The organism is Micromonospora coriariae, from assembly GCF_900091455.1.
In the GTDB taxonomy this organism is placed as follows: domain Bacteria; phylum Actinomycetota; class Actinomycetes; order Mycobacteriales; family Micromonosporaceae; genus Micromonospora; species Micromonospora coriariae.
Map to the genome: position 1 here is coordinate 6,245,781 of NZ_LT607412.1, position 17,956 is coordinate 6,263,736.

At 71.1% G+C, this 17,956-nt stretch carries 19 protein-coding genes; 12 read left to right on the forward strand and 7 right to left on the reverse strand.

Features of this window, described 5'->3' with window-relative positions; all coding sequences use genetic code 11:
* Positions 1-35 precede the first annotated feature (35 nt).
* Complete coding sequence (rph, locus tag GA0070607_RS29045) at positions 36-2,633, forward strand: rifamycin-inactivating phosphotransferase (protein ID WP_089021039.1); 2,598 nt, start codon at positions 36-38, stop codon at positions 2,631-2,633.
* 34 nt (positions 2,634-2,667) lie between these two features.
* On the opposite strand, the gene GA0070607_RS29050 is transcribed toward rph, so the two are convergent.
* Genes GA0070607_RS29050 through GA0070607_RS29060 form a run of 3 tightly spaced genes read right to left on the reverse strand, consistent with a single transcriptional unit; the run spans position 2,668 to position 5,858 of the window.
* The gene (locus GA0070607_RS29050) at positions 2,668-4,407 is read right to left on the reverse strand and encodes a multicopper oxidase family protein (protein ID WP_089021040.1); all 1,740 of its coding nucleotides are present in this window, start codon (positions 4,405-4,407) and stop codon (positions 2,668-2,670) included.
* The gene (locus GA0070607_RS29055; RefSeq protein ID WP_089021041.1) at positions 4,404-4,856 is read right to left on the reverse strand and encodes a DUF6220 domain-containing protein; all 453 of its coding nucleotides are present in this window, start codon (positions 4,854-4,856) and stop codon (positions 4,404-4,406) included. Before GA0070607_RS29055 ends, GA0070607_RS29050 begins: the two co-directional genes overlap by 4 nt.
* A 9-nt stretch (positions 4,857-4,865) precedes the next feature.
* The gene (locus GA0070607_RS29060; protein WP_089021042.1) at positions 4,866-5,858 is read right to left on the reverse strand and encodes a carboxymuconolactone decarboxylase family protein; all 993 of its coding nucleotides are present in this window, start codon (positions 5,856-5,858) and stop codon (positions 4,866-4,868) included.
* Positions 5,859-6,001: 143 nt separating this feature from the next.
* Between GA0070607_RS29060 and GA0070607_RS29065 the strand changes: the two genes are divergently transcribed.
* Both GA0070607_RS29065 and GA0070607_RS29070 read left to right on the forward strand, forming a co-directional pair.
* Positions 6,002-7,132, forward strand: a complete 1,131-nt coding sequence (locus tag GA0070607_RS29065) for a sensor histidine kinase (protein WP_089021043.1) — start codon at positions 6,002-6,004, stop codon at positions 7,130-7,132.
* Positions 7,129-7,791, forward strand: a complete 663-nt coding sequence (locus tag GA0070607_RS29070) for a response regulator (RefSeq protein WP_089021044.1) — start codon at positions 7,129-7,131, stop codon at positions 7,789-7,791. Before GA0070607_RS29065 ends, GA0070607_RS29070 begins: the two co-directional genes overlap by 4 nt.
* 155 nt (positions 7,792-7,946) lie before the next feature.
* Here the strand turns inward: GA0070607_RS29070 and GA0070607_RS29075 are convergent, their stop codons facing one another.
* The gene (locus GA0070607_RS29075) at positions 7,947-8,537 is read right to left on the reverse strand and encodes a TetR/AcrR family transcriptional regulator (RefSeq protein ID WP_074309796.1); all 591 of its coding nucleotides are present in this window, start codon (positions 8,535-8,537) and stop codon (positions 7,947-7,949) included.
* A gap of 92 nt (positions 8,538-8,629) precedes the next feature.
* On the opposite strand from GA0070607_RS29075, the gene GA0070607_RS29080 reads away from it, so the two are divergent.
* The 5 genes from GA0070607_RS29080 to GA0070607_RS29100 all read left to right on the forward strand — a co-directional run bounded on the left by GA0070607_RS29080 (position 8,630) and on the right by GA0070607_RS29100 (position 13,343).
* Complete coding sequence (locus GA0070607_RS29080; protein ID WP_197701186.1) at positions 8,630-9,061, forward strand: nuclear transport factor 2 family protein; 432 nt, start codon at positions 8,630-8,632, stop codon at positions 9,059-9,061.
* 82 nt (positions 9,062-9,143) lie between these two features.
* Entirely contained in the window at positions 9,144-9,725 is a 582-nt protein-coding gene (locus GA0070607_RS29085) for an NAD-dependent epimerase/dehydratase family protein (RefSeq protein ID WP_089021046.1), read from the forward strand.
* A 155-nt stretch (positions 9,726-9,880) separates the two neighbouring features.
* On the forward strand, positions 9,881-11,131 hold the full coding sequence (locus GA0070607_RS29090) for an MFS transporter (RefSeq protein ID WP_231930482.1): 1,251 nt from the start codon (positions 9,881-9,883) through the stop codon (positions 11,129-11,131).
* Positions 11,132-11,376: 245 nt separating this feature from the next.
* The gene (locus GA0070607_RS29095; protein WP_089021047.1) at positions 11,377-12,876 is read left to right on the forward strand and encodes a SulP family inorganic anion transporter; all 1,500 of its coding nucleotides are present in this window, start codon (positions 11,377-11,379) and stop codon (positions 12,874-12,876) included.
* The gene (locus GA0070607_RS29100) at positions 12,876-13,343 is read left to right on the forward strand and encodes a MerR family transcriptional regulator (RefSeq protein WP_089021048.1); all 468 of its coding nucleotides are present in this window, start codon (positions 12,876-12,878) and stop codon (positions 13,341-13,343) included. The genes GA0070607_RS29095 and GA0070607_RS29100 overlap by 1 nt, the downstream gene beginning before the upstream one ends.
* On the opposite strand, the gene GA0070607_RS29105 is transcribed toward GA0070607_RS29100, so the two are convergent.
* The 3 genes from GA0070607_RS29105 to GA0070607_RS29115 are packed head-to-tail and all read right to left on the reverse strand — an operon-like array spanning position 13,330 to position 15,931.
* Positions 13,330-13,893, reverse strand: coding sequence for a GerMN domain-containing protein (locus GA0070607_RS29105; protein WP_089021049.1), 564 nt, complete (start codon positions 13,891-13,893; stop codon positions 13,330-13,332). The two genes, GA0070607_RS29100 and GA0070607_RS29105, sit on opposite strands and share 14 nt — an antisense overlap.
* Positions 13,890-15,245 carry a sensor histidine kinase gene (locus GA0070607_RS29110; protein WP_089021050.1) on the reverse strand — a complete coding sequence of 452 codons (1,356 nt, stop codon included), beginning with the start codon at positions 15,243-15,245 and terminating at the stop codon, positions 13,890-13,892. Before GA0070607_RS29110 ends, GA0070607_RS29105 begins: the two co-directional genes overlap by 4 nt.
* Positions 15,242-15,931 carry a response regulator transcription factor gene (locus tag GA0070607_RS29115; RefSeq protein ID WP_089021051.1) on the reverse strand — a complete coding sequence of 230 codons (690 nt, stop codon included), beginning with the start codon at positions 15,929-15,931 and terminating at the stop codon, positions 15,242-15,244. Before GA0070607_RS29115 ends, GA0070607_RS29110 begins: the two co-directional genes overlap by 4 nt.
* Before the next feature lie 154 nt (positions 15,932-16,085).
* Between GA0070607_RS29115 and GA0070607_RS29120 the strand changes: the two genes are divergently transcribed.
* From GA0070607_RS29120 to GA0070607_RS29135, 4 genes are all read left to right on the forward strand, one after another.
* Positions 16,086-16,493: an STAS domain-containing protein gene (locus tag GA0070607_RS29120; RefSeq protein ID WP_089021052.1), complete on the forward strand. Its 408-nt coding sequence runs from the start codon at positions 16,086-16,088 to the stop codon at positions 16,491-16,493.
* Between the two features lie 133 nt (positions 16,494-16,626).
* Positions 16,627-17,223, forward strand: a complete 597-nt coding sequence (locus GA0070607_RS29125) for an STAS domain-containing protein (RefSeq protein WP_089021053.1) — start codon at positions 16,627-16,629, stop codon at positions 17,221-17,223.
* Positions 17,224-17,281: 58 nt separating this feature from the next.
* Positions 17,282-17,557, forward strand: coding sequence for a GlsB/YeaQ/YmgE family stress response membrane protein (locus GA0070607_RS29130; protein WP_089021054.1), 276 nt, complete (start codon positions 17,282-17,284; stop codon positions 17,555-17,557).
* Between the two features lie 83 nt (positions 17,558-17,640).
* Positions 17,641-17,940: a BON domain-containing protein gene (locus GA0070607_RS29135; protein ID WP_089021055.1), complete on the forward strand. Its 300-nt coding sequence runs from the start codon at positions 17,641-17,643 to the stop codon at positions 17,938-17,940.
* Positions 17,941-17,956 lie beyond the last annotated feature (16 nt).

Below are 17,956 nucleotides of genomic sequence, written 5' to 3' on the forward strand. Positions count from 1 at the left end.
TCAATGCACGGAACGGCCACCTCGGAGGTGTCGCGATGATCGAGCAGTACGTGTTGGACCTCCGAGAGGTCGACCAGACGCAGGTCGCGATCGCTGGCGGCAAGGGCGCGCACCTGGGTGCGTTGTCGCGGATCGACGGCATCGACGTGCCGGCAGGCTTCTGCGTGACCACTGACGCCTTCCGGCGGATCCTGGCCGAGGCGCCCACGCTCGACGATCGGCTCGATCGGTTGTCGCGCCTGGACGCGGACGACCGGGAGAAGATCCGCGCGCTCAGCGCGGAGATCCGCCGGGCCATCGAAGGGGTCGTCCTCCCCGACGACGTGGCGGGGGCGATCACCCGGGCTCTCACTCAGCACGGTGAGCACGCTGCCTACGCCGTCCGATCCAGCGCGACGGCCGAGGACCTGCCGACGGCCTCCTTCGCCGGCCAGCAGGACACGTACCTGAACGTCATGGGGCTGGCGGCGATCCTTGCGCACGTCAGCCGCTGCTGGGCCTCGCTCTACACCGAGCGGGCCGTGACCTACCGTCAGCGGAACGGCATCGACCACCGCACTGTCCACATGGCGGTTGTCGTGCAGAAGATGGCCTTCCCGCAGGCGGCCGGCGTCCTGTTCACGGCCGACCCCGTCACGTCCAACCGGACTGTCGCCTTCGTGGAGGCCAGCTTCGGCCTCGGCGAGGCTCTGGTCTCCGGACTGGTGAACGCGGACGCCTACAAGGTGCGCCACGGCGAGATCATCGACAGGACGATCGCCACCAAGCGGCTGGCCATCCACGCCGTGCCGACCGGCGGGACGAAGGAGCAGGCGGTCGACCCGCAGCGGCAGGAGCAGCCGGCGCTGACGGACGCACAGGTCGTGCGGCTGGTGCAGCTCGGGCGGCGGATCGAAAACCACTTCGGCCATCCCCAGGACATCGAGTGGTGCCTGGTCGACGATGACTTCCAGATCGTCCAGAGTCGGCCGATCACCACGCTGTTCCCCGTCCCGGCAACCGGCGACGGAGCGAACCACGTCTACCTCTCCGTCGGTCATCAGCAGATGATGACCGACGCCATGAAGCCACTGGGCGTCTCGATGTGGCCGCTGACGGCCATTGCGCCGATGCAGGAGGCTGGCGGGAGGCTGTTCGTCGACGTCACCCGGCGCCTGGCCTCGCCCGCGAGCCGCGCCGGCTTCCTGGAGATGGCGGGGAGGGGCGATCCGCTGACCAGGGACGCGTTGGAGACCGTCCTCGACCGAGGCGACTTCGTCCCGGCGCTCCCGGACGGCGGTCCCGGCGGGCCGCCGATCGGCGGCGCGCCCGCCCCGATCAAGACCGATCCGGCCATCGTCACCGAGCTGATCGAACGCAGCCGGGCCTCCATCGCCGCCCTGCGGCGCGACATCCGGACGAAGACCGGACCGGCCCTGTTCGACTTCCTGCTGGAGGCCTTCGACGAGCACAAGCGGGTCCTCAGTGATCCGTTGAGCATGCAGGCGATCATGGCGGGGATGGAGGCCACCTGGTGGCTCAACGACCGGCTGTGGGAATGGCTGGGCGAGAGGAACGCGGCCGACACCCTGACGCTGTCCGCCCCCGGCAACGTCACGTCGGAGATGGGGCTGGCGCTGCTCGACGTCGCGGACGTGATCCGCCCGCACCCGGAGGTGGTGGCGTTCCTGCGGGGTGTCGAGGACGAAGGCTTCCTGGAGGAACTGCCGAAGATCGCCGGCGGGACCGAGGCGCGCGACGCCATCGAGGCCTACCTCGACCGGTACGGCATGCGCTGCGTCGGCGAGATCGACATCACGAGGCCGCGCTGGCGCGAACGCCCCACCACGCTCGTGCCCGTCCTCCTGGACAACGTCAGGAACTTCGAGCCGGGCGCCGCCAAACGGCGCTTCGAGCAGGGACGCCAGAGGGCGGAGAAGAAGGCGCGGGAGGTGCTCGCACGCCTCCGGGAACTGCCGGACGGGGAGCAGAAGGCCGACGAGGCCAAGCGGATGATCGACCGGGTCCGAACCTTCATCGGCTACCGGGAGTACCCGAAGTACGCCATCATCGGCCGCTACTTCGTCTACAAGCAGGCTCTGCTGGAAGAAGCCGACCGTCTCGTGCGGGCCAACGTGCTTCGCGAGAAGGAGGACATCTTCTACCTCACGTTCCAGGAACTTCACGACGTCGTACGCACGAACCAGGTGGATGACCAGCTCATCCACCGGCGGAAGGACGCGTTCAGGTCGTACCAGGCGCTCACCACGCCGCGGGTGCTGACGTCCGACGGTGAGGGCATCAGCGGTGCGTACCGACGCGACGACGTGCCGACCGGCGCGCTGGTGGGCCTCCCGGTCTCCGGCGGGGTCGTCGAGGGGCGAGCTCGCGTCATCCTGGACCTGGCCGAGGCCGATCTCGAACCAGGCGACATCCTGGTCACCGCCTACACCGACCCGAGCTGGTCACCCCTGTTCGTCGCGATCGAGGGATTGGTGACGGAGGTGGGCGGCCTCATGACCCACGGGGCGGTGATCGCCCGGGAGTACGGCTTGCCCGCGGTCGTCGGTGTGGCCGATGCGACCAGGCTGATCCGGGATGGGCAACGGATTCGGGTGCACGGAACCGACGGGTACGTCGAGATCCTGCCGTGAGTGACATCAGGGCGGGGATGGGCAAGGGGGTGGATCACGAGTACATCAGGTGCAGCGTCATGCCGGCGTCGGCGTGCGCCAGGTTGTGGCAGTGGTTGGCCCACATCCCGGGGTTGTCGGCCCGGAACGCCACCTTCCACACGTCGCCGGGGCGTACGTCGAAGGAGTCCAGCCACAGTGGGCTCCCGGTCGCCGGCCTGCCGTTGCGGGACAGCACCAGGACGTGATGGCCGTGCAGATGCCACGGGTGAACGATCTGAGACCTGTTGACGATAGTGAAGGTGACGATGTCGCCGAGGCGTACGACCTGCGACGGGATGTCGGGGTCGGCCGCGCCGTTGACGGTGTGGGCGTATCGCGGTAGCAGTCCGCGCAGGTCGAGGCCACGGTCGAGAACGAGGGTGAACTCCTTGTCGACCCGGGACCACGGCACCGGGGAACTGACGCCGTAGGTGAGCGGGTCCAGCACCGGCCACGCGCCGGTCGCCGCCGAGACCGGTCCGGTCGAGTAGACCTGCCGTCCGTCGACGAACAGCGCCACCGGTGTGGGTGGCGCGGCGAACGTCAGGTCGTAGCGGCCCCCGGCCGGGATCAGCACGGCGGTGTCCACGAGCGGCGTCGGGCCCCGCAGGTCGGATCCGTCGATCGCGGCGACCCGGAACGGGGTCCCGGCCAGGGCGTAGCGGTGCGTCGTGCTGTCGGTGTTGACCAGCCGCAGCCGTACGGGCGTGCCCGCCTCGGCCGGCTCCGTTCTCGGTGCGGGCAGCGGAAGGCCGGAGAGGGTGTGCACCGGCACGGTGACGTCGACGCCGGTCACCGGGGCCGGGTGGACCACCAGGACGCCGTAGAGGCCCATCCGCACGCCGACGTCGGAGACCGAATGCGTGTGGTACCAGTACGTCCCGACCTGGTCGGCGCGGAACCGGTAGACGAACTCCTGCCCGGGCAGCACCGCCGCCTGCGTCACGCCGGGCACCCCGTCCTGACTGTTCGGCACGTCGTACCCGTGCCAGTGCAGCGTGACGCCGCGTTCGATGTCCCGGTTGCGCAGCGTCACCTCGAGGACGTCGCCGACGGTGGCGGTCAGCTCCGGCCCGGGGACCTGCGCGTTGAACGCCCACGCCTCGACGTCCCGGCCGCTCACGCTCACCGTGGCGGTCCCGGCCGTCAGGGCGAACCGCCGGGTCGGTTCGTCGGCGGTCCGCGCATCCCGATATCGCTGATCATGGGGTACACCGGGTGCCGCGTCCGGGGCGACGGTCAGCCCGGTTCCGGTCACCAGCGCCGTGACCGCCACCGCGATGGCCGCCCGGGACACCGTCCGGGTCGGAGCAGCGCCGAGCGCGCGCCACGAGACCGCGGTCGCCGCGACCACCCCGGCGACGGCGAGCAGTCCCACGCCCGGCGACGCCGGATAGCCGTGCAGGAGCGTCACGAGCAGGGCGCCGCTCTGGGCGTACCCGGCGAAGAGAAGCGGGACCGCGACGGACCGGATGTCGCCCGGGGCTCGCAGCAGCCGCGGCCCGGCGACGACCACCGCCGCGAGCGCCAGTGGGGCGGCGATGAGGACCTTCTCCCCCGCGAACCACCAGCCGGCGCGGGCGAGCGCGGTGATCGTGATCGCGCGGGCGAGCGTGGCGAGCAGCGCGAAGGCGGCCAGTCCCAGCGCGAGCGGGCGGCGCCGGGCGGCCGACGCGGCGCCGCCGCCCAGCCACCCGGCGGCCGCGAGGACCGCGATCACGAGGTCGGCGGCGAGCAGCGAGCCGGTGGTCACGCCGGCGCCCCTTCCCGGGCGGCCACCTGGGTGCCGTCCGCCGGCGTCGGGTCGGCCAGCTTTCGCGCTCCCCGAAGGACGCCGACCACGACGTGCACCGCGACGATTCCGTTGACCGCGTGCAGTCCGGCGATGGTCAGGCCCAACGGGGTGCTGGCGCCCGCGGCGTCGGTGGAACCGTTCGCGAGCCCGGCCATGAGCGCCTGTACGACGACGAGGCCGAGCGGCAGGATCGTCAGTCCGATGAGTCGACCCGGCGCCTTCGCCAGCACGGCGAGCAGGATGGTGAGCAGGGTGAGCACCGGGATGACCGCCATCCCGTTGACGCTGTGCAGCGCGTACGCGCCGTCGCCCGCGGGTTTCGTGAACGCGCCCACGGCGGCGAAGACGAACTGCAGGGCGAACGAGATGAGCAGCAGGGCGCTGGCGATGACGAATGCCTTGCGCATGGTGACCTCCTAGAGGTGAGCTGAGGACAGTGCCCGGGTGACGTGATCGGTGGCCGTGATCGCCCCGTACGCGACCAGCTGCACGAGGTCGGCGTCGGCCGGATGGGAGAGCCGCCAGAGGGCGACGTCGCCCAGGCTGATCGCGCTGGGCGCGAACGCCGCCAGCAGCGCGATGCGTGTCCCGACCCGGTCCGCGCCGGGCACGTCCCGGACCAGATCGACGGCCCAGTCCGCGGGCCGGGCCGGGAACCGCCCGTCCTCCCAGCGCACGGTGGCCGTGACGGTCTGGCGCGCCACGTCGCCCAGGAGGTCTCCGCCCTGGGTGGCGGCGTGCCTCAGCGCCGCGTACGCGACGCCGACCGGGCTGTCGCCCGCCCAGTCCGGTGGCGTCGTCGTCATGCCGGTGTCGAGGAGCGGGAGGCTGCGCCCGGGCTCGTTCGGCCCCCGGGCCGCCTTGGCGTAGAGCCGGCCCCCGACCGACCGCACCAGCGGGGAGCGTTGCAGGCCGCCGGGGAGCAGATCGGGGTCGAGCAGCGCCGAGACGACCCGGTTGATGAAGTGGAAGGCGAGCAGGGTGCCGGTGACCTCGGGGCGGTACGGGCTGGTCCAGCCGGTGGCTTTCGGGCTGCGGCTGGACTCCGCCCAGCGGACCAGCTCGGCGTGCCTCGGCTCGGCTGGCGTCCCGCCCCGGGCGAGGACCTCGGCCAGCTCGTGCTCGCCCAGGGCGTGCAGCAGCATCAGGTGGGCGTCGACGCAGAACCGGCAGCGGTTCGCCCGGGACACCGTCGACGCGACGAGTTCGCGGTCCACCCTGGGCGCGTCCCCGGCGAGCAGGGCCTCGCGCATCAGCGCCCAGGTCGCGGCCTGCAGCTCCGGCACGGCCGAGAGCGCCTGGAAGGTGGGCATCGGCCCGAGGAAGTCGTCCCGCAGCTGCCGGTAGACCTCCGCGGTCAGGCCGGTCGCGGCCTTCGCCGGTTCGGGGGTGAAGAAGCGGTATGTCATGGGCTCGATGCTTGCCTCGACGGGCCGGGAAAGCGTCGTGCCGCCGCAGGCACTTGCCCGGTCGTCGATACCGCGTCCGTGGTACGCCCTTCTACCACGGGCGGCAGATGTTCCCCGATGGCGGTCCGTTCTACAGTTCGACAATGCGCCGAGACCTGCCGTACGCCCTCAGCGGCCTCGCCCTCGGCGGCCTCCTGCTCGGTAACGCCGCGCTCGCACCGGACGCCGCGACGATTCGGGCGGTCGACGTCGCCCTGGTCCTGGCCATGGCGGCGGCCCTGGCGGTGTGCCGGCGGTACCCGGTCGTGGCGTTGGGCGTGGTGACGGCCGCCATGCTGGCCCTGCACGTCCGGGTGCACCCCGGGGTGTCCGCCGCGTTCCCCGTCCTCGGCGCCGTCTACGTCACCGCCTGGCGGGGCCACCGGGCGGCCGCCGCCCTGGGCAGCCTGGTCTTTCTCGGCGGCTTCCTGGCCCGCGACATCTCGGTCGCGCCCGCCGGCCGGCCCGGCCAGCTGATCGCCGAGCGGACCGCCCTGCTGCTGGGCTGGTTCGTGGCGGCCAACGTCGCCGGGCTCGTCGCGCGGCAGCGCCGGGCGTACCTGGAACAGGTGGAGCAGCGGGCGATCGAGGCCGAACGCACCCGCGAGGAGATGGCGTTGCGTCGCGCCGGCGAGGAGCGGCTGCGCATCGCCCGGGACCTGCACGACTCGCTGACCCACAGCATCTCCGTGATCAAGGTGCAGGCCGGCATCGCCGTGCACCTGGCCCGCAAGCACGGCGAGGAACCGTCGGCCACGCTGCTGGCGATCCAGGAGGCCAGCGGCGCCGCGATGCGTGAACTGCGCACGACTCTGGACGTCCTGCGCTCACCCACCGACGGGGACTGCGTCGGGCTGACCCGCGTGGAGGAGCTCGCCGAGCGGACCCGTGCGGCCGGCGTACCGGTGCAGGTGACCGTCACCGGTCAGCCCCGGGACCTGCCCGGCGAGGTCGACCAGGCCGGGTATCGGGTCGTCCAGGAGGCCCTGACCAACGTGGCCCGCCACGCCGGCCCGGCCACCGCGCAGATCCACCTTGAGTACGCCCCGACACAGCTGACCGTCTCGGTGGCCGATGATGGTCAGGCGTCGCCGATCCGGCCGGTGACACCGGGCGTGGGCCTACGCGGCATGCGGGAACGGGTGACCGGACTGGGCGGCACCCTGCGGGCCGCCGCGCGCGACGACGGCGGCTTCGCGGTACGGGCCACGTTCCCGTTGGACGGTCCACGGTGACGCGGGTCCTGCTCGCCGACGATCAGGCTCTGATGCGGGCCGGGTTCCGGGCGTTGCTCGACGCCGAGGACGACCTGGAGGTCGTCGGCGAGGCCGTCGACGGCAGCTCGGCCGTGCATCTGTCGCGGAGCCTGCGGCCCGACGTCGTGCTGATGGACGTGCAGATGCCGGGACTCGACGGCATCGAAGCCACCCGGCGCATCGCCGCCGATCCCGACCTCGCCGCGATCCGCGTTCTCATCCTCACCAACTACGGGCTCGACAGCTACGTCTTCGCCGCACTCCGCGCGGGCGCCAGCGGTTTCCTCCTCAAGGACGCCGACCCCGCCGACCTGCTGCAGGCCATCGCCGTCGTGGCTCGTGGCGACGCGCTGCTCGCCCCGGCCGTCACCCGTACGCTCATCAGCGAGTTCGTGGCCGGCCCACCACCAGCCGAGCCGGCGGCCGGACGCGAGGTGCTGACCGCCCGCGAACAGGAGATCGTCGAACTCGTCGCGCGAGGGCTGAGCAACGACGACATCGCCTCGCGCATGGTGATCAGTCCCTTGACCGCGAAGACACACGTCAACCGGGCCATGACCAAGCTGCACTGCCGCGACCGCGCCCAACTGGTCGTGTGGGCGTACGAGTCGGGACTGGTCACGCCGCGTCGCCGCTGACATGGGTTCGAGCGGTACGCCTTGGGCGTGACGCGGGACCTCGGGCGCGATGCCTTCCTGGCGAGCCCGCCGCGTCGGACGTCACGGGCGCGGTGCTGGACGCCCACGGCGGCTACAACGCCTGACCGGTAAATCGCGGCCGGCGCGCCGGAATCTCAGGCGCCCGGCAGGAGCTGGGCGGTGAGGGTGTGCGCCGTCACCGTGAGTTTGTCGATGTCCAGGCCGGTGCGGCCCATGAACACGAGCCCCTGCTGCGCGACGAGCAGTGCGCGTGCCGTCTCGATCGGGTCGGCATCGCCCGGCATGTCACCTTCGTCCTGGGCCCGCGCGACGCACTCGGCGACCAGGCTGGTGGTCGTCTCGTAGGTGCGCCTCGCCTCGGCCAGAACGTCGGGGTCGGTGGTGGCGAGCTCGTAGGTGCTGTTCGCCATGAGGCAGCCGCGCCGGGCGGCGGCTCCGCCCGGGTCGTTCACCGGTGCGGCCAGGAACGCCCGCAGGGCGTCCAGAGCGCGGGGCGTGGACGAGAGCATGTCCCGTAGATAGCCGCAGCTGGTCTCGTTGTAGCTGCGCAGCGCCCGAAGGAAGAGCTGGCGCTTGTCGCCGAAGGCGCCGTAGAGGCTGCCCTTGCCCAGCCCGCTGACGCGCATGAGGTCCTCGAGCGAGGTCGCCGCGTAGCCGGCGTCCCAGAACTGGTCCCGGACGGCGCGGAGCACCTGCTCCTCGTCGAACTTCCGCGGTCGTGCCATGTGACCAGCATAGCAATTCTTGACCGATCGGTCCATCACTGACGTATGGTGGACCGGTCGGTCAATAACTCGGGTCACCTGGAAGGTGCGCCATGTCAAACATGATCAAAGAGACCACCGAACCGGGCGACACCCGCCGTACGGCCGAGGCCTTTCTCCAGCTTCTCGGCGGGGGCGACCCGGATCGCATCGCGGACGTCTTCGCCGACACCATCGACTGGTACGTGCCGGGCGACGCTGAGCTGCCCTGGACCGGACCGCGCACCCGCGCCTCCGAGGTGCCGGCGTTCTTCACGACGATGGGCTCGGCGTTCCGTCCTGGCCAGAGTGAGTACGCGGTGGACCGGATCGTGGTGGAGGGCACTGACGCGGTCATCGTCGCCACTGCCACACACACCTTCGCCCGCAGCGGCAAGCGCTTCACCACCCCGATGATCATGCATCTGACCGTCGAGGAAGCGAAGATCGTGCGCTTGCACCTGTACGAGGACACCCACCTGGTCTCCCGGTCGTCCTCGATCTGACCGGTGGGCCTCCGGCCGCTGAGGTGGCGGGGACCGGCGTCGCATTCCTGAAACCGCGCAATCACATAGTTGGGAAAAGATCATGAGGGTATTTCTTGCCGGCGCGTCCGGCGTCATCGGGCAGCGGCTCATTCCCCGGCTGGTTCAGGCGGGGCACGTGGTGGGTGGCATGACGCGCTCGTCCAGTAAGATGGAGTTGCTGGCGCAGGTCGGTGCCGAGCCGATCCTGTGTGACGTCTTCGACCGGGCCGCCCTGATCCAGGCGGTTCGTGACTTTGGACCGGACGTCATCCTGAACGAGCTGACCGATCTGCCGGACGAGGTGGAGAAGATCGGCGATCATGCGGAGCTGAACGCCCGGATCCGGACCGAGGGTAACCAGAACCTGATCGAGGCGGCACGGCAGAGCGGATCGCCGAAGATCCTGGCCCAGACCGTCGCCTGGCAGTTGCCGGACGGACCCGACGCCCTGGCTGTCGCCGAGCTGGAGCGTTCCGTTCTCGCCGCAGGCGGCGTCGTGCTCAGCTACGGACAGTTCTACGGGCCCGGCACCTACAACGAGCAGCAGATCCCCGCCGAGCCTCGCGTCCAGATCGACCGTGCCGCCGAGCGCACGGTGGAACTGCTGGATGCGCCGTCGGGCGTCGTCGTCATCACCGACTAACGACCGCGATCCGGCTGTTGAGCCGCGCTGAGTCCCGTTCGGGACAACGAGATTCCGGCTGACGACAACCCGGCTCGGGGGGCGGATCCGCCTCACCACCACCACCCATTCCTTGGCCGCCGCATTCGCGCGCGTGGCCGCTACCTGGAGCAGCTGTGTCCTCATCCCAGGCAACCATCGACGCGCCAACGGCCCGCCGGCGGCGCACTCTCCCGGCCGGACTGGCGCTCACGGGTACGGCGCTCGCGTTCACGAGCGTGTATCTCGCGGCAGGCGTGCTGACGCCCCTGCTGGTGGTCTACCGGCAGCAGTGGGAGTTCGCCCCGTCGCTGCTCACGCTGGCGTTCGCGGTCTACGCGATCGGCTTCCTCGCCGCCGTCCTCACGTTGGGGTCGCTGTCTGACCATATCGGCCGGCGCCCGGTGCTCATCGGCGCTCTGGTCGTCCAGCTCGCGTCGAACGTGCTGTTTCTCGTCGCCCCCAACATCGAGTGGGTGATCGCCGGCCGCATCGTGCAAGGGGTGGCCAGCGGCGCGGCGACGGCCGCCTTCACCGCGGCGCTCGTCGAGCTCGCCCCGCCGAACAGGAAGAGACTGGGCACGATCCTCGGCAGTGTCGGCCTGACCGGCGGGCTGAGTGTCGGCTCCCTGCTGGCGGGCCTCACCATCCAGCTCACGCCCGCGGCGAACACCATCGTCTTCGCCGTCCTCGTCGTCCTCACGATTCTCGGCGCCGTCGTCATCGCCCTGTCTCCGGAAACCACGCCGCGGACCTCGGGTGCGCTGCGCTCGATGGTTCCGCGCGTCGCCATCCCGCCCGCCGCTCGAGCGGAATTCGCCGCCGCGGCACCCGTGGTCGCCGCCGTCTGGATGCTCGCAGGTCTCTCCGGCGGGCTGGCCCCGAGCATGGTTCGCAGCGTCTTCCATCTGGACAGCGGCCTGCTCAACGGCGTGGCCGGATTCATCGCGCCGGCCGTATCGACCGTCGTCGGACTGACCTTCGCCCGCGTCGATCCTCGGCGTGCGATGACCATCGGCATCTACGCGTCCCTCGTCGGGGCCATCGGCATCATCGGCGGCGTGTTCGTCGAAAGCCTGGCCGTCATGATCATCGGGCAGGCACTCGCCGGTGTCGGCTTCGGCGCGTCCTTCACCGCCGCCCTGCGCCTCATCATTCCGCTCGCGGCACACCAGCGCGCCGGAGCCGTCGGCGGAATCTACGTCGTGTCGTACGTCGCCTTCGGGCTACCCATCGTCATCGAGGGGCAGCTCGCCGGCCCGATCGGCGAGGTGCCGGCAGTCGTCTGCTACACCGCGCTGACCGTGCTCCTCGCGCTCGTCAGCCTCGTCGCCCAGACCCGCATCAGACGCGGCGCCGCGGACTCGGGACGCACCGCAGGCAACTGAACAAGGCAGCCCGGGGCGGAGGTGATGATCACCACCTCCGGCGAACTCTCCCGTCACGGAAGAGTAGCGTCGTCGCCGGTCGTCGAGGGTGGGCAACCCCTTCGGCGACCTGTTGCGTCCTGGGCGATGAGGCCCAGGGGCCGGATGCGAGCCGGCCGTCGCTGATCCGTGAGTAGCTGCCGGTGTCCGACCCAGGACACCGGCTGTGCGCGCCCGTCCGGCGTGCCCTGAGTGGAAATGGCCGTATGTCCTCCGTGCTGTCCGCAGTTTCCCGTACGCGCCTGTCCCGCCCGTCCTGGCTGTCGCCGAAGGTGTTCCGCACCGAGGTCCTCGCCGGCCTGGTCGTCGCCCTGGCCCTGATCCCCGAGGCGATCTCCTTCTCGATCCTGGCCGGGGTCGACCCCCGGGTGGGGCTGTTCGCCTCGTTCACGATGGCGGTCACCATCGCGATCTGTGGCGGCCGGCCAGCGATGATCTCGGCAGCCACCGGCGCCATCGCGCTCGTGGTCGCACCCCTGGTCAAGGCGCACGGCCTGGACTACCTGATCGCGGCGGTGATCCTCGGCGGTGCGATCCAGGTCCTGCTCGCGGTGCTCGGCGTGGCGAAGCTGATGCGCTTCATCCCCCGCAGCGTCATGGTCGGGTTCGTCAACGCCCTGGCGATTCTGATCTTCGCTGCCCAGGTGCCGCACCTGCTCGGCGTGCCGTGGCTGGTCTATCCGCTCGTCGCGGTGGCCTTGGCGATCATGGTCGGCCTACCGCGGCTCACCAGGGCCGTGCCGGCGCCGCTGGTCGCGATCGTGGTGCTGACGGTGGTCACGGTGTTCGCCGGGGTGACCGTCCCGACGGTCGGTGACGAGGGTGCCCTGCCGGACAGCCTGCCCACCCTCGGCCTGCCGCAGATTCCGTGGACCCCGCACACCCTCACCGTGATCGCCCCGTACGCCCTGGGAATCGCGCTGGTCGGGCTGATGGAGTCGCTGATGACCGCCAAGCTGGTCGACGACATCACCGACACCCGGTCCAACAAGACGCGGGAGTCCTGGGGCCAGGGCGTGGCCAACATGGTCACCGGATTCTTCGGTGGGATGGGTGGCTGCGCCATGATCGGCCAGACAATGATCAACGTGAAGGCGTCCGGTGCCCGTACCCGGCTCTCGACGTTCCTGGCCGGCGTGTTCCTGCTGGTCCTGGTCGTGGCGCTCGGCGACGTGGTCGCGGTCATCCCGATGGTCGCCCTGGTCGCCGTAATGATCATTGTGGCGGTGTCGACGTTCGACTGGCACTCGGTCGCGCCGAAGACGCTGAAGCGGATGCCGTACGGCGAGACCATCGTCATGGTGGCCACCGTGGCCACCACCCTGGCCACCCGCAACCTCGCCGTCGGCGTCGTCGTGGGTGTGCTCACCGCCACGGTCATCTTCGCTCGCCGGGTCGCCCACCTGGTCGAGGTCACCAGCGTCCTGGACCCGGACGGCACCACCCGGATCTACTCCGTGCGCGGTGAGCTGTTCTTCGCCTCCAGCAATGACCTGGTCGGCCAGTTCGACTACGCGAACGACCCCGAGCACGTGGTCATCGACATGAGCCAGGCCCACGTCTGGGATGCCTCCTCCGTCGCTGCCCTCGACGCGATCACCACCAGGTACGCCACCCGCGGCAAGACCGTCGAACTCGTCGAGCTGAACAAGCCCAGCGCCCGCATCCACGACACCCTCGCCGGCCAGTTCGGCGTTGGCCACTGATGCCCGCCACCGGCCGGGAGGACGGGCCGGAGCCCGCCTCCGACCCGGCTGTCGGTCCTCTGATGCAGATCGGGGAGGCGGCCGAGCGGGTCGGGTTGAGCATCCGCACCATCCGCCACTACGAGGAAGCCGGCCTGATCGTCCCCGCCGCACGCAGCGAGGGTGGCTTCCGCCTCTACACCCGGTCCGATCTCAGCCGACTGGCCGTGGTGAAGCGGATGAAGCCCGTCGGATTCACCCTCGACGAGATGCGCGACCTGCTCACCGTCCTCGACGCCCTCGACAGCGCCACCGGCGCCGACCGCGCCGCCCTGCTCGACCGCCTCGCGATGTTCCAGACCGCGGCGACCGCCCGGGTCACCGCACTACGCGACCAGCTCGCCAGGGCGGAAGTCTTCGCCGGAACGCTCCGCGACAAGCTCGACCACCACAGCGGCCACCGCCCGGGTCCGGTCAACGTGGGGTGATGAGCGGGGCGTAGTCGGCGCGGGTGAGCGGTTGTTCGGACAGCGAGCCGTCGGCGCGCGGCACGCCGAGTGGCTTGCCGTCGCGCAGGAACACCACTGTGGTGATGTCGTCGCGACTGGTCAGAGTGCAGACGATCTGCCCGAGGGCGAGGACTTCGTCGCTGCGGCCGGCGTCGTCTTCCGGTGTGTCGACGGCGACGCGGGCCTGCGTACCGGTCACTGTCGCACCGGCGGCGTTGACCGCTCCCGGCAGGGCGCTGGTCAGGTCGCTACCGCGTTCGGCCGTACCTGGCCCGGCGAGCAGATGCCGCAGGTGGTCCTCGACCGTGGGCGCGTGGTCGACGCGCCGGGCCACCGGAACGATGCGGTTGTCGCGGACGAGGCAGAGTGTCTCGTTCGCACGGCCGGCCGGTGCCGTCGTCTCGACGGGGGCGGCGCTGTGGAACGGACCCCGCGGGGGCCGCACCGTTCGAGGGGCGTCGTCGGTGGGGACGCCGCAGCCGGTCAGCAATGCGGCAAGCGCCAACGGGGCCAGGTGGCGGTGGTTCATTGCAGGCTTTCCGGCAGGGTGACGCGGAAGCGGGCGCCTCCGCCAGGGCGGTCGGTGACTGTGGCGTGCCCACGGTGCGCGGCGGCGTGCTGGGCGACCAGCGCGAGTCCGAGACCGGTACCGTCGCCGGCGCCGCGGGTGTGGGCGGCACGCCCGCGGACGAAGCGGTCAAAAATCGCCCGCCGGTCCTCGACGGGCACGCCCGGGCCATCGTCCTCGACCTCGATGACGCCGGCGTCGCCGTCGCGGCTCAACCGGACGCTCGCGGGACCGCCCCCGTAGGTCACGGCGTTGTCGAGCAGATTGGTCAGGATCTGGGCGATACGCCGCCGTTCGACCCGCCACGTCGCGGGTGCGTCCGACGCGAGGTGGACGAGCGAGGCCGGCAGGTCGAGCGCATGGCAGGCATCGCGGGCCAGCGCCACCACGTCCACTGCTCCCCGGTGGGCGGGCTGGTCGCTACGAGCCAGGTCGATCAGGTCGTTGACGAGCCGTTGGAACCGGTCGATCTCCTCGGCGACGAGCCCGGCGGCGGTGGCGGTTCGCTCGTCCTGGTGCTCCCGGCGACGCGCCAGGACGCTGGCCGCCGCGGCGAGGGTCTGCAGGGGTGAGCGCAGTTCGTGGCTGACGTCGGCGGCGAAGCGGCGGTCCCGCTCGATGCGATTGGCGAGTTGGTCGACCATCTGGTTGAACGAGGAGGACAGCCGCGTCAGGTCGGGGTCGGTGGCCGGGTCGAGGCGGGCGGTGAAGTCGCCGGCGGCGATCTTCTCGGCGGCGTCGGCGACGGCCGTCAGCGGGCGCAGCCCGTGCCGGGTCGCGTACCAGCCGAGGGCCGCGCCGGACCCGGCGACCATGATCGCGACGGTGGTCAGCGCGAGTGCCAGGACCTGGAACGTCTGCTCCAGCTCGCGCAGAGAGTTGACCTCGAAGTACGTCGCCGTCGCGGACAGGGGCACCCCGACCACCAGGGCGGGTTGACCGTCGACGCGTACGCGCTGCACCGCTGGCTCCCCCGAGGCGACCGCCCGTCGCAGGTCGACAGGTATGGCGGTGGTGGTGCCGGGGTCGGCGGTCCGGGCGTACCACTCGCCGTCCAGGTGCAGCACGGGCCGCCGGCCGCCGCCCGTGTCCAGTGACCGAAGCACCTCCACCACGTCGGGGGTGTCGGTGTCCAGCCCGGCACGGACCACTGCGGCGTCGAAGTACGCGGCGCGCAGCGCGGTGCGTTCCCGCTCGTCGATCAGGGAGCGACGGGTCAGCTCGTACGAGACCAGGGCCATCGACGCGGCGAGCAGGAGCGCTCCGACGGCGAACGCGGCGGTGACCCTTGTGCGCAGTCCGAGGCGTCTCATCGCTGCAGCTTGTAGCCCAGGCCCCGCAGCGTGACCAGGTGCCGGGGGGTCGCCGGGTCCGACTCGATCTTCTGCCGCAGCCGGCCGACATGCACGTCGACCAGCCTCTCGTCGCCGCTGTCGTAGCCCCAGACCCGTTGCAGCAACTGCTGGCGGGACAGCACCCGGCCGGCGTGTTCGGCAAGCTCGCACAGAAGCCGGAACTCGGTGCGCGTGACCGGTACGGGTTGGCCGGCGCGGCGTACCTCTCCCCCGTCGGGGCTGATCTCGAGCTCGCCGAATGCGAGCACGGGCACGGGCTCCGGCGCCGGTCCCCCGACGCCGGTACGGGCGCGGCGGCGCAGGGCGCGCAGCCGCGCGGTCAGTTCCTTGATCGCCACCGGCTTGACGACGTAGTCGTCGGCGCCGGCCTCGAGGGCGGCGACGATGTCGTGCGTGTCGTCGCGGGCGCTGACCACCACGACCGGCACGTCATCGTCGCGGCGCAGGTGCCGGATGCACTCGAAGCCGTCGAGGCCGGGCAGCATCAGGTCGACCAACACGTAGTCCGCCGGATCGCGACGCTGCACGCGCAGGCCCTCCTCGGCCGTGGCGGCGCCCACAGCGTCGTAGCCCTCGTCCTCAAGTGCGAGCAGCAGTGCCAGGCGGATGCGGTCGTCGTCCTCGATCACCAGTACGGCCGTCATACCCGGCATCATCCCCAGCCCACCGGCCACGCGGCCAACCGCGCCGGCCGGCTGGCGGATTTGTCACGCAACTGTCATAGATCCGCGCGGTGACCGCCAAGCCGGCACGGCACTGTCGTAGGCGACCGGGTCCGCGAGGGAAAGGGGTACGCCCGTGACGGGACCACTCGCACCGCCGCCATGCGCGCTGCATCTGGTCGAGGTCGGCGTCACCGAACTGGACCTGGCCTGCCTGCCGGCGGCCGGAGCCGTGTTCGACCGGTTGCTGGCCCTGTCCCCCGCGCAGGTCGTGGTGGACCTGTCCGGGTGCCGGCACATCGATGCCGCCGCCATCGGTCTGTTGCTCGACGTGCACCGGCGGCTGGCCCGTGGCGCCGGGGCTCTCACCATTCGCAACCCGAACCCCCGCATCCGGCGCATCCTGCACACCGCTCGCCTGGATCAGGTCCTGCCGATCGTCACCGATCCCCCACCGGACGCCCCGGCGACGGGACAGGAACCCACCTCGGCGCAGCCGGCTCTGGTCGCCCACGGCCGAGCATCCGTGACCACCTCGGAGTGAGGAGTCGACAGGCTTACCGCCCCCGCAGTGCCTGAAACGTCAAGTGCGGGACCCGGCCCACCGGTTCGGTCCCGCCCCGAACGCCGTGACCCGCCCGAACCGGCGGGATCCCGGCCCAGGAAGGACCAGCGGTATGACCGTCGTCCCGGACGATCACCTGATGACACTGATCTGCGACACGTGCGGCGACTCCATCACGTCCACCGCGTGCGTGCTCCCCGACGCCGAGGTTGTCTGGACCCTGGTGCACGAACACGGCTGGAGTGGTTCCCCCTTCGCCACCGGCCCGCATCGCTGCCCGCACTGCAGCCTGCTGCCAGTCTCCGGTGGAGGTCAGGCGTCGTACGACAACCACGGTCCCGGGGGCATCCTCGGCATCGACCAGCTCGACGACGTGACGGTCGGCACCGCCACAGGTGACGTCGACGGCGGCGACACCATGCGCGCCGCCCTGCGCCACGCGACCGAGATGCAGGGACACGTCGTGGTCGACCTGAGCCGCGTACACCACATCGACTCCGTCGGTCTCGGCCTGCTCGTCCGCGCCCACCGCGAAGCCCGCGACCGTGGCGTCACGCTGTGCCTGGCCGCGCCGTCGCGGTTCGTCCGCACCGTCCTGCACACCATGCGCCTGGACCGGGCCTTCCCCGTCTTCGCGAGCCGCGACGAGGCCCTCACCCAGCTGTCCCAGGGTCTGGAGTCCGCCGCCACGACGGCCGCCCGTCCCTGATCGACCGACGTGGCCCCCTGATCCCCCCGTCACCGGCAGCGACACCTGAGGAGAGCCCATGACCATCACCGGTCTCGTCACCGCGCTCCTCGTCGGCGTCACCATCGGCCTGCTCGGCAGGCTCGTCACCCCAGGACGCCGGGAGGCCCCGATCTGGCTGACCGTCGCCGTCGGGGTCGTCGCGGCCCTGGCGGGCAGCATCGTCGCCCGTCTCGCGGGCGTCGACACCGGTGCACTCAGCCTCCTGGCCGTGCTCGTCCAGGTCAGCCTCGCCGGCATCGGGGTGGTGCTGGTCGTCGCCACCGCCAGGTCCGAACGGTCCGACTCCACGTGAATCCAGCACCGGCGCGAGAAGGCCATCCGGCAGCACGGTTCAGGGACTCCGGACCCGGACCGCCCACGATCGAGGAGCTCCCCGTGTACACGCCATGGCCACTACCCGACGAGAACTGGTTCGCCGACGCCTCGAACCAGCCCGAGCAGCACCGCGAGGACGTGCGGATCGAGGCTCTGGTCGCGCAGCGATTGAGCATCGACTGGACGACGCGGCGCCAGCAGATCATTGTCTCCGTGCAGAACCGGGTCGTCATTCTCGCCGGCGTGGTGAGTGACACCGAAACCCGACAGGCCGCCGCGGAACTCGCCTGGGACGTGCCCGGTGTCTTCGACGTCTGCAACACGCTGCGGCTCAGCGGTCAGCGGCGTGGCCACCGGTGACCGCAGGTCGTCGCCT

Coding starts and splice junctions, on each gene's coding strand:
- rph (WP_089021039.1), top strand. CDS start 36: ATGATCGAGCAGTACGTGTTGGACCTCCGAGAGGTCGACCAGACGCAG.
- GA0070607_RS29055 (WP_089021041.1), bottom strand. CDS start 4,856: ATGCGCAAGGCATTCGTCATCGCCAGCGCCCTGCTGCTCATCTCGTTC.
- GA0070607_RS29060 (WP_089021042.1), bottom strand. CDS start 5,858: ATGACATACCGCTTCTTCACCCCCGAACCGGCGAAGGCCGCGACCGGC.
- GA0070607_RS29065 (WP_089021043.1), top strand. CDS start 6,002: ATGCGCCGAGACCTGCCGTACGCCCTCAGCGGCCTCGCCCTCGGCGGC.
- GA0070607_RS29075 (WP_074309796.1), bottom strand. CDS start 8,537: ATGGCACGACCGCGGAAGTTCGACGAGGAGCAGGTGCTCCGCGCCGTC.
- GA0070607_RS29080 (WP_197701186.1), top strand. CDS start 8,630: ATGTCAAACATGATCAAAGAGACCACCGAACCGGGCGACACCCGCCGT.
- GA0070607_RS29085 (WP_089021046.1), top strand. CDS start 9,144: ATGAGGGTATTTCTTGCCGGCGCGTCCGGCGTCATCGGGCAGCGGCTC.
- GA0070607_RS29095 (WP_089021047.1), top strand. CDS start 11,377: ATGTCCTCCGTGCTGTCCGCAGTTTCCCGTACGCGCCTGTCCCGCCCG.
- GA0070607_RS29100 (WP_089021048.1), top strand. CDS start 12,876: ATGCCCGCCACCGGCCGGGAGGACGGGCCGGAGCCCGCCTCCGACCCG.
- GA0070607_RS29105 (WP_089021049.1), bottom strand. CDS start 13,893: ATGAACCACCGCCACCTGGCCCCGTTGGCGCTTGCCGCATTGCTGACC.
- GA0070607_RS29110 (WP_089021050.1), bottom strand. CDS start 15,245: ATGAGACGCCTCGGACTGCGCACAAGGGTCACCGCCGCGTTCGCCGTC.
- GA0070607_RS29115 (WP_089021051.1), bottom strand. CDS start 15,931: ATGACGGCCGTACTGGTGATCGAGGACGACGACCGCATCCGCCTGGCA.
- GA0070607_RS29125 (WP_089021053.1), top strand. CDS start 16,627: ATGACCGTCGTCCCGGACGATCACCTGATGACACTGATCTGCGACACG.
- GA0070607_RS29130 (WP_089021054.1), top strand. CDS start 17,282: ATGACCATCACCGGTCTCGTCACCGCGCTCCTCGTCGGCGTCACCATC.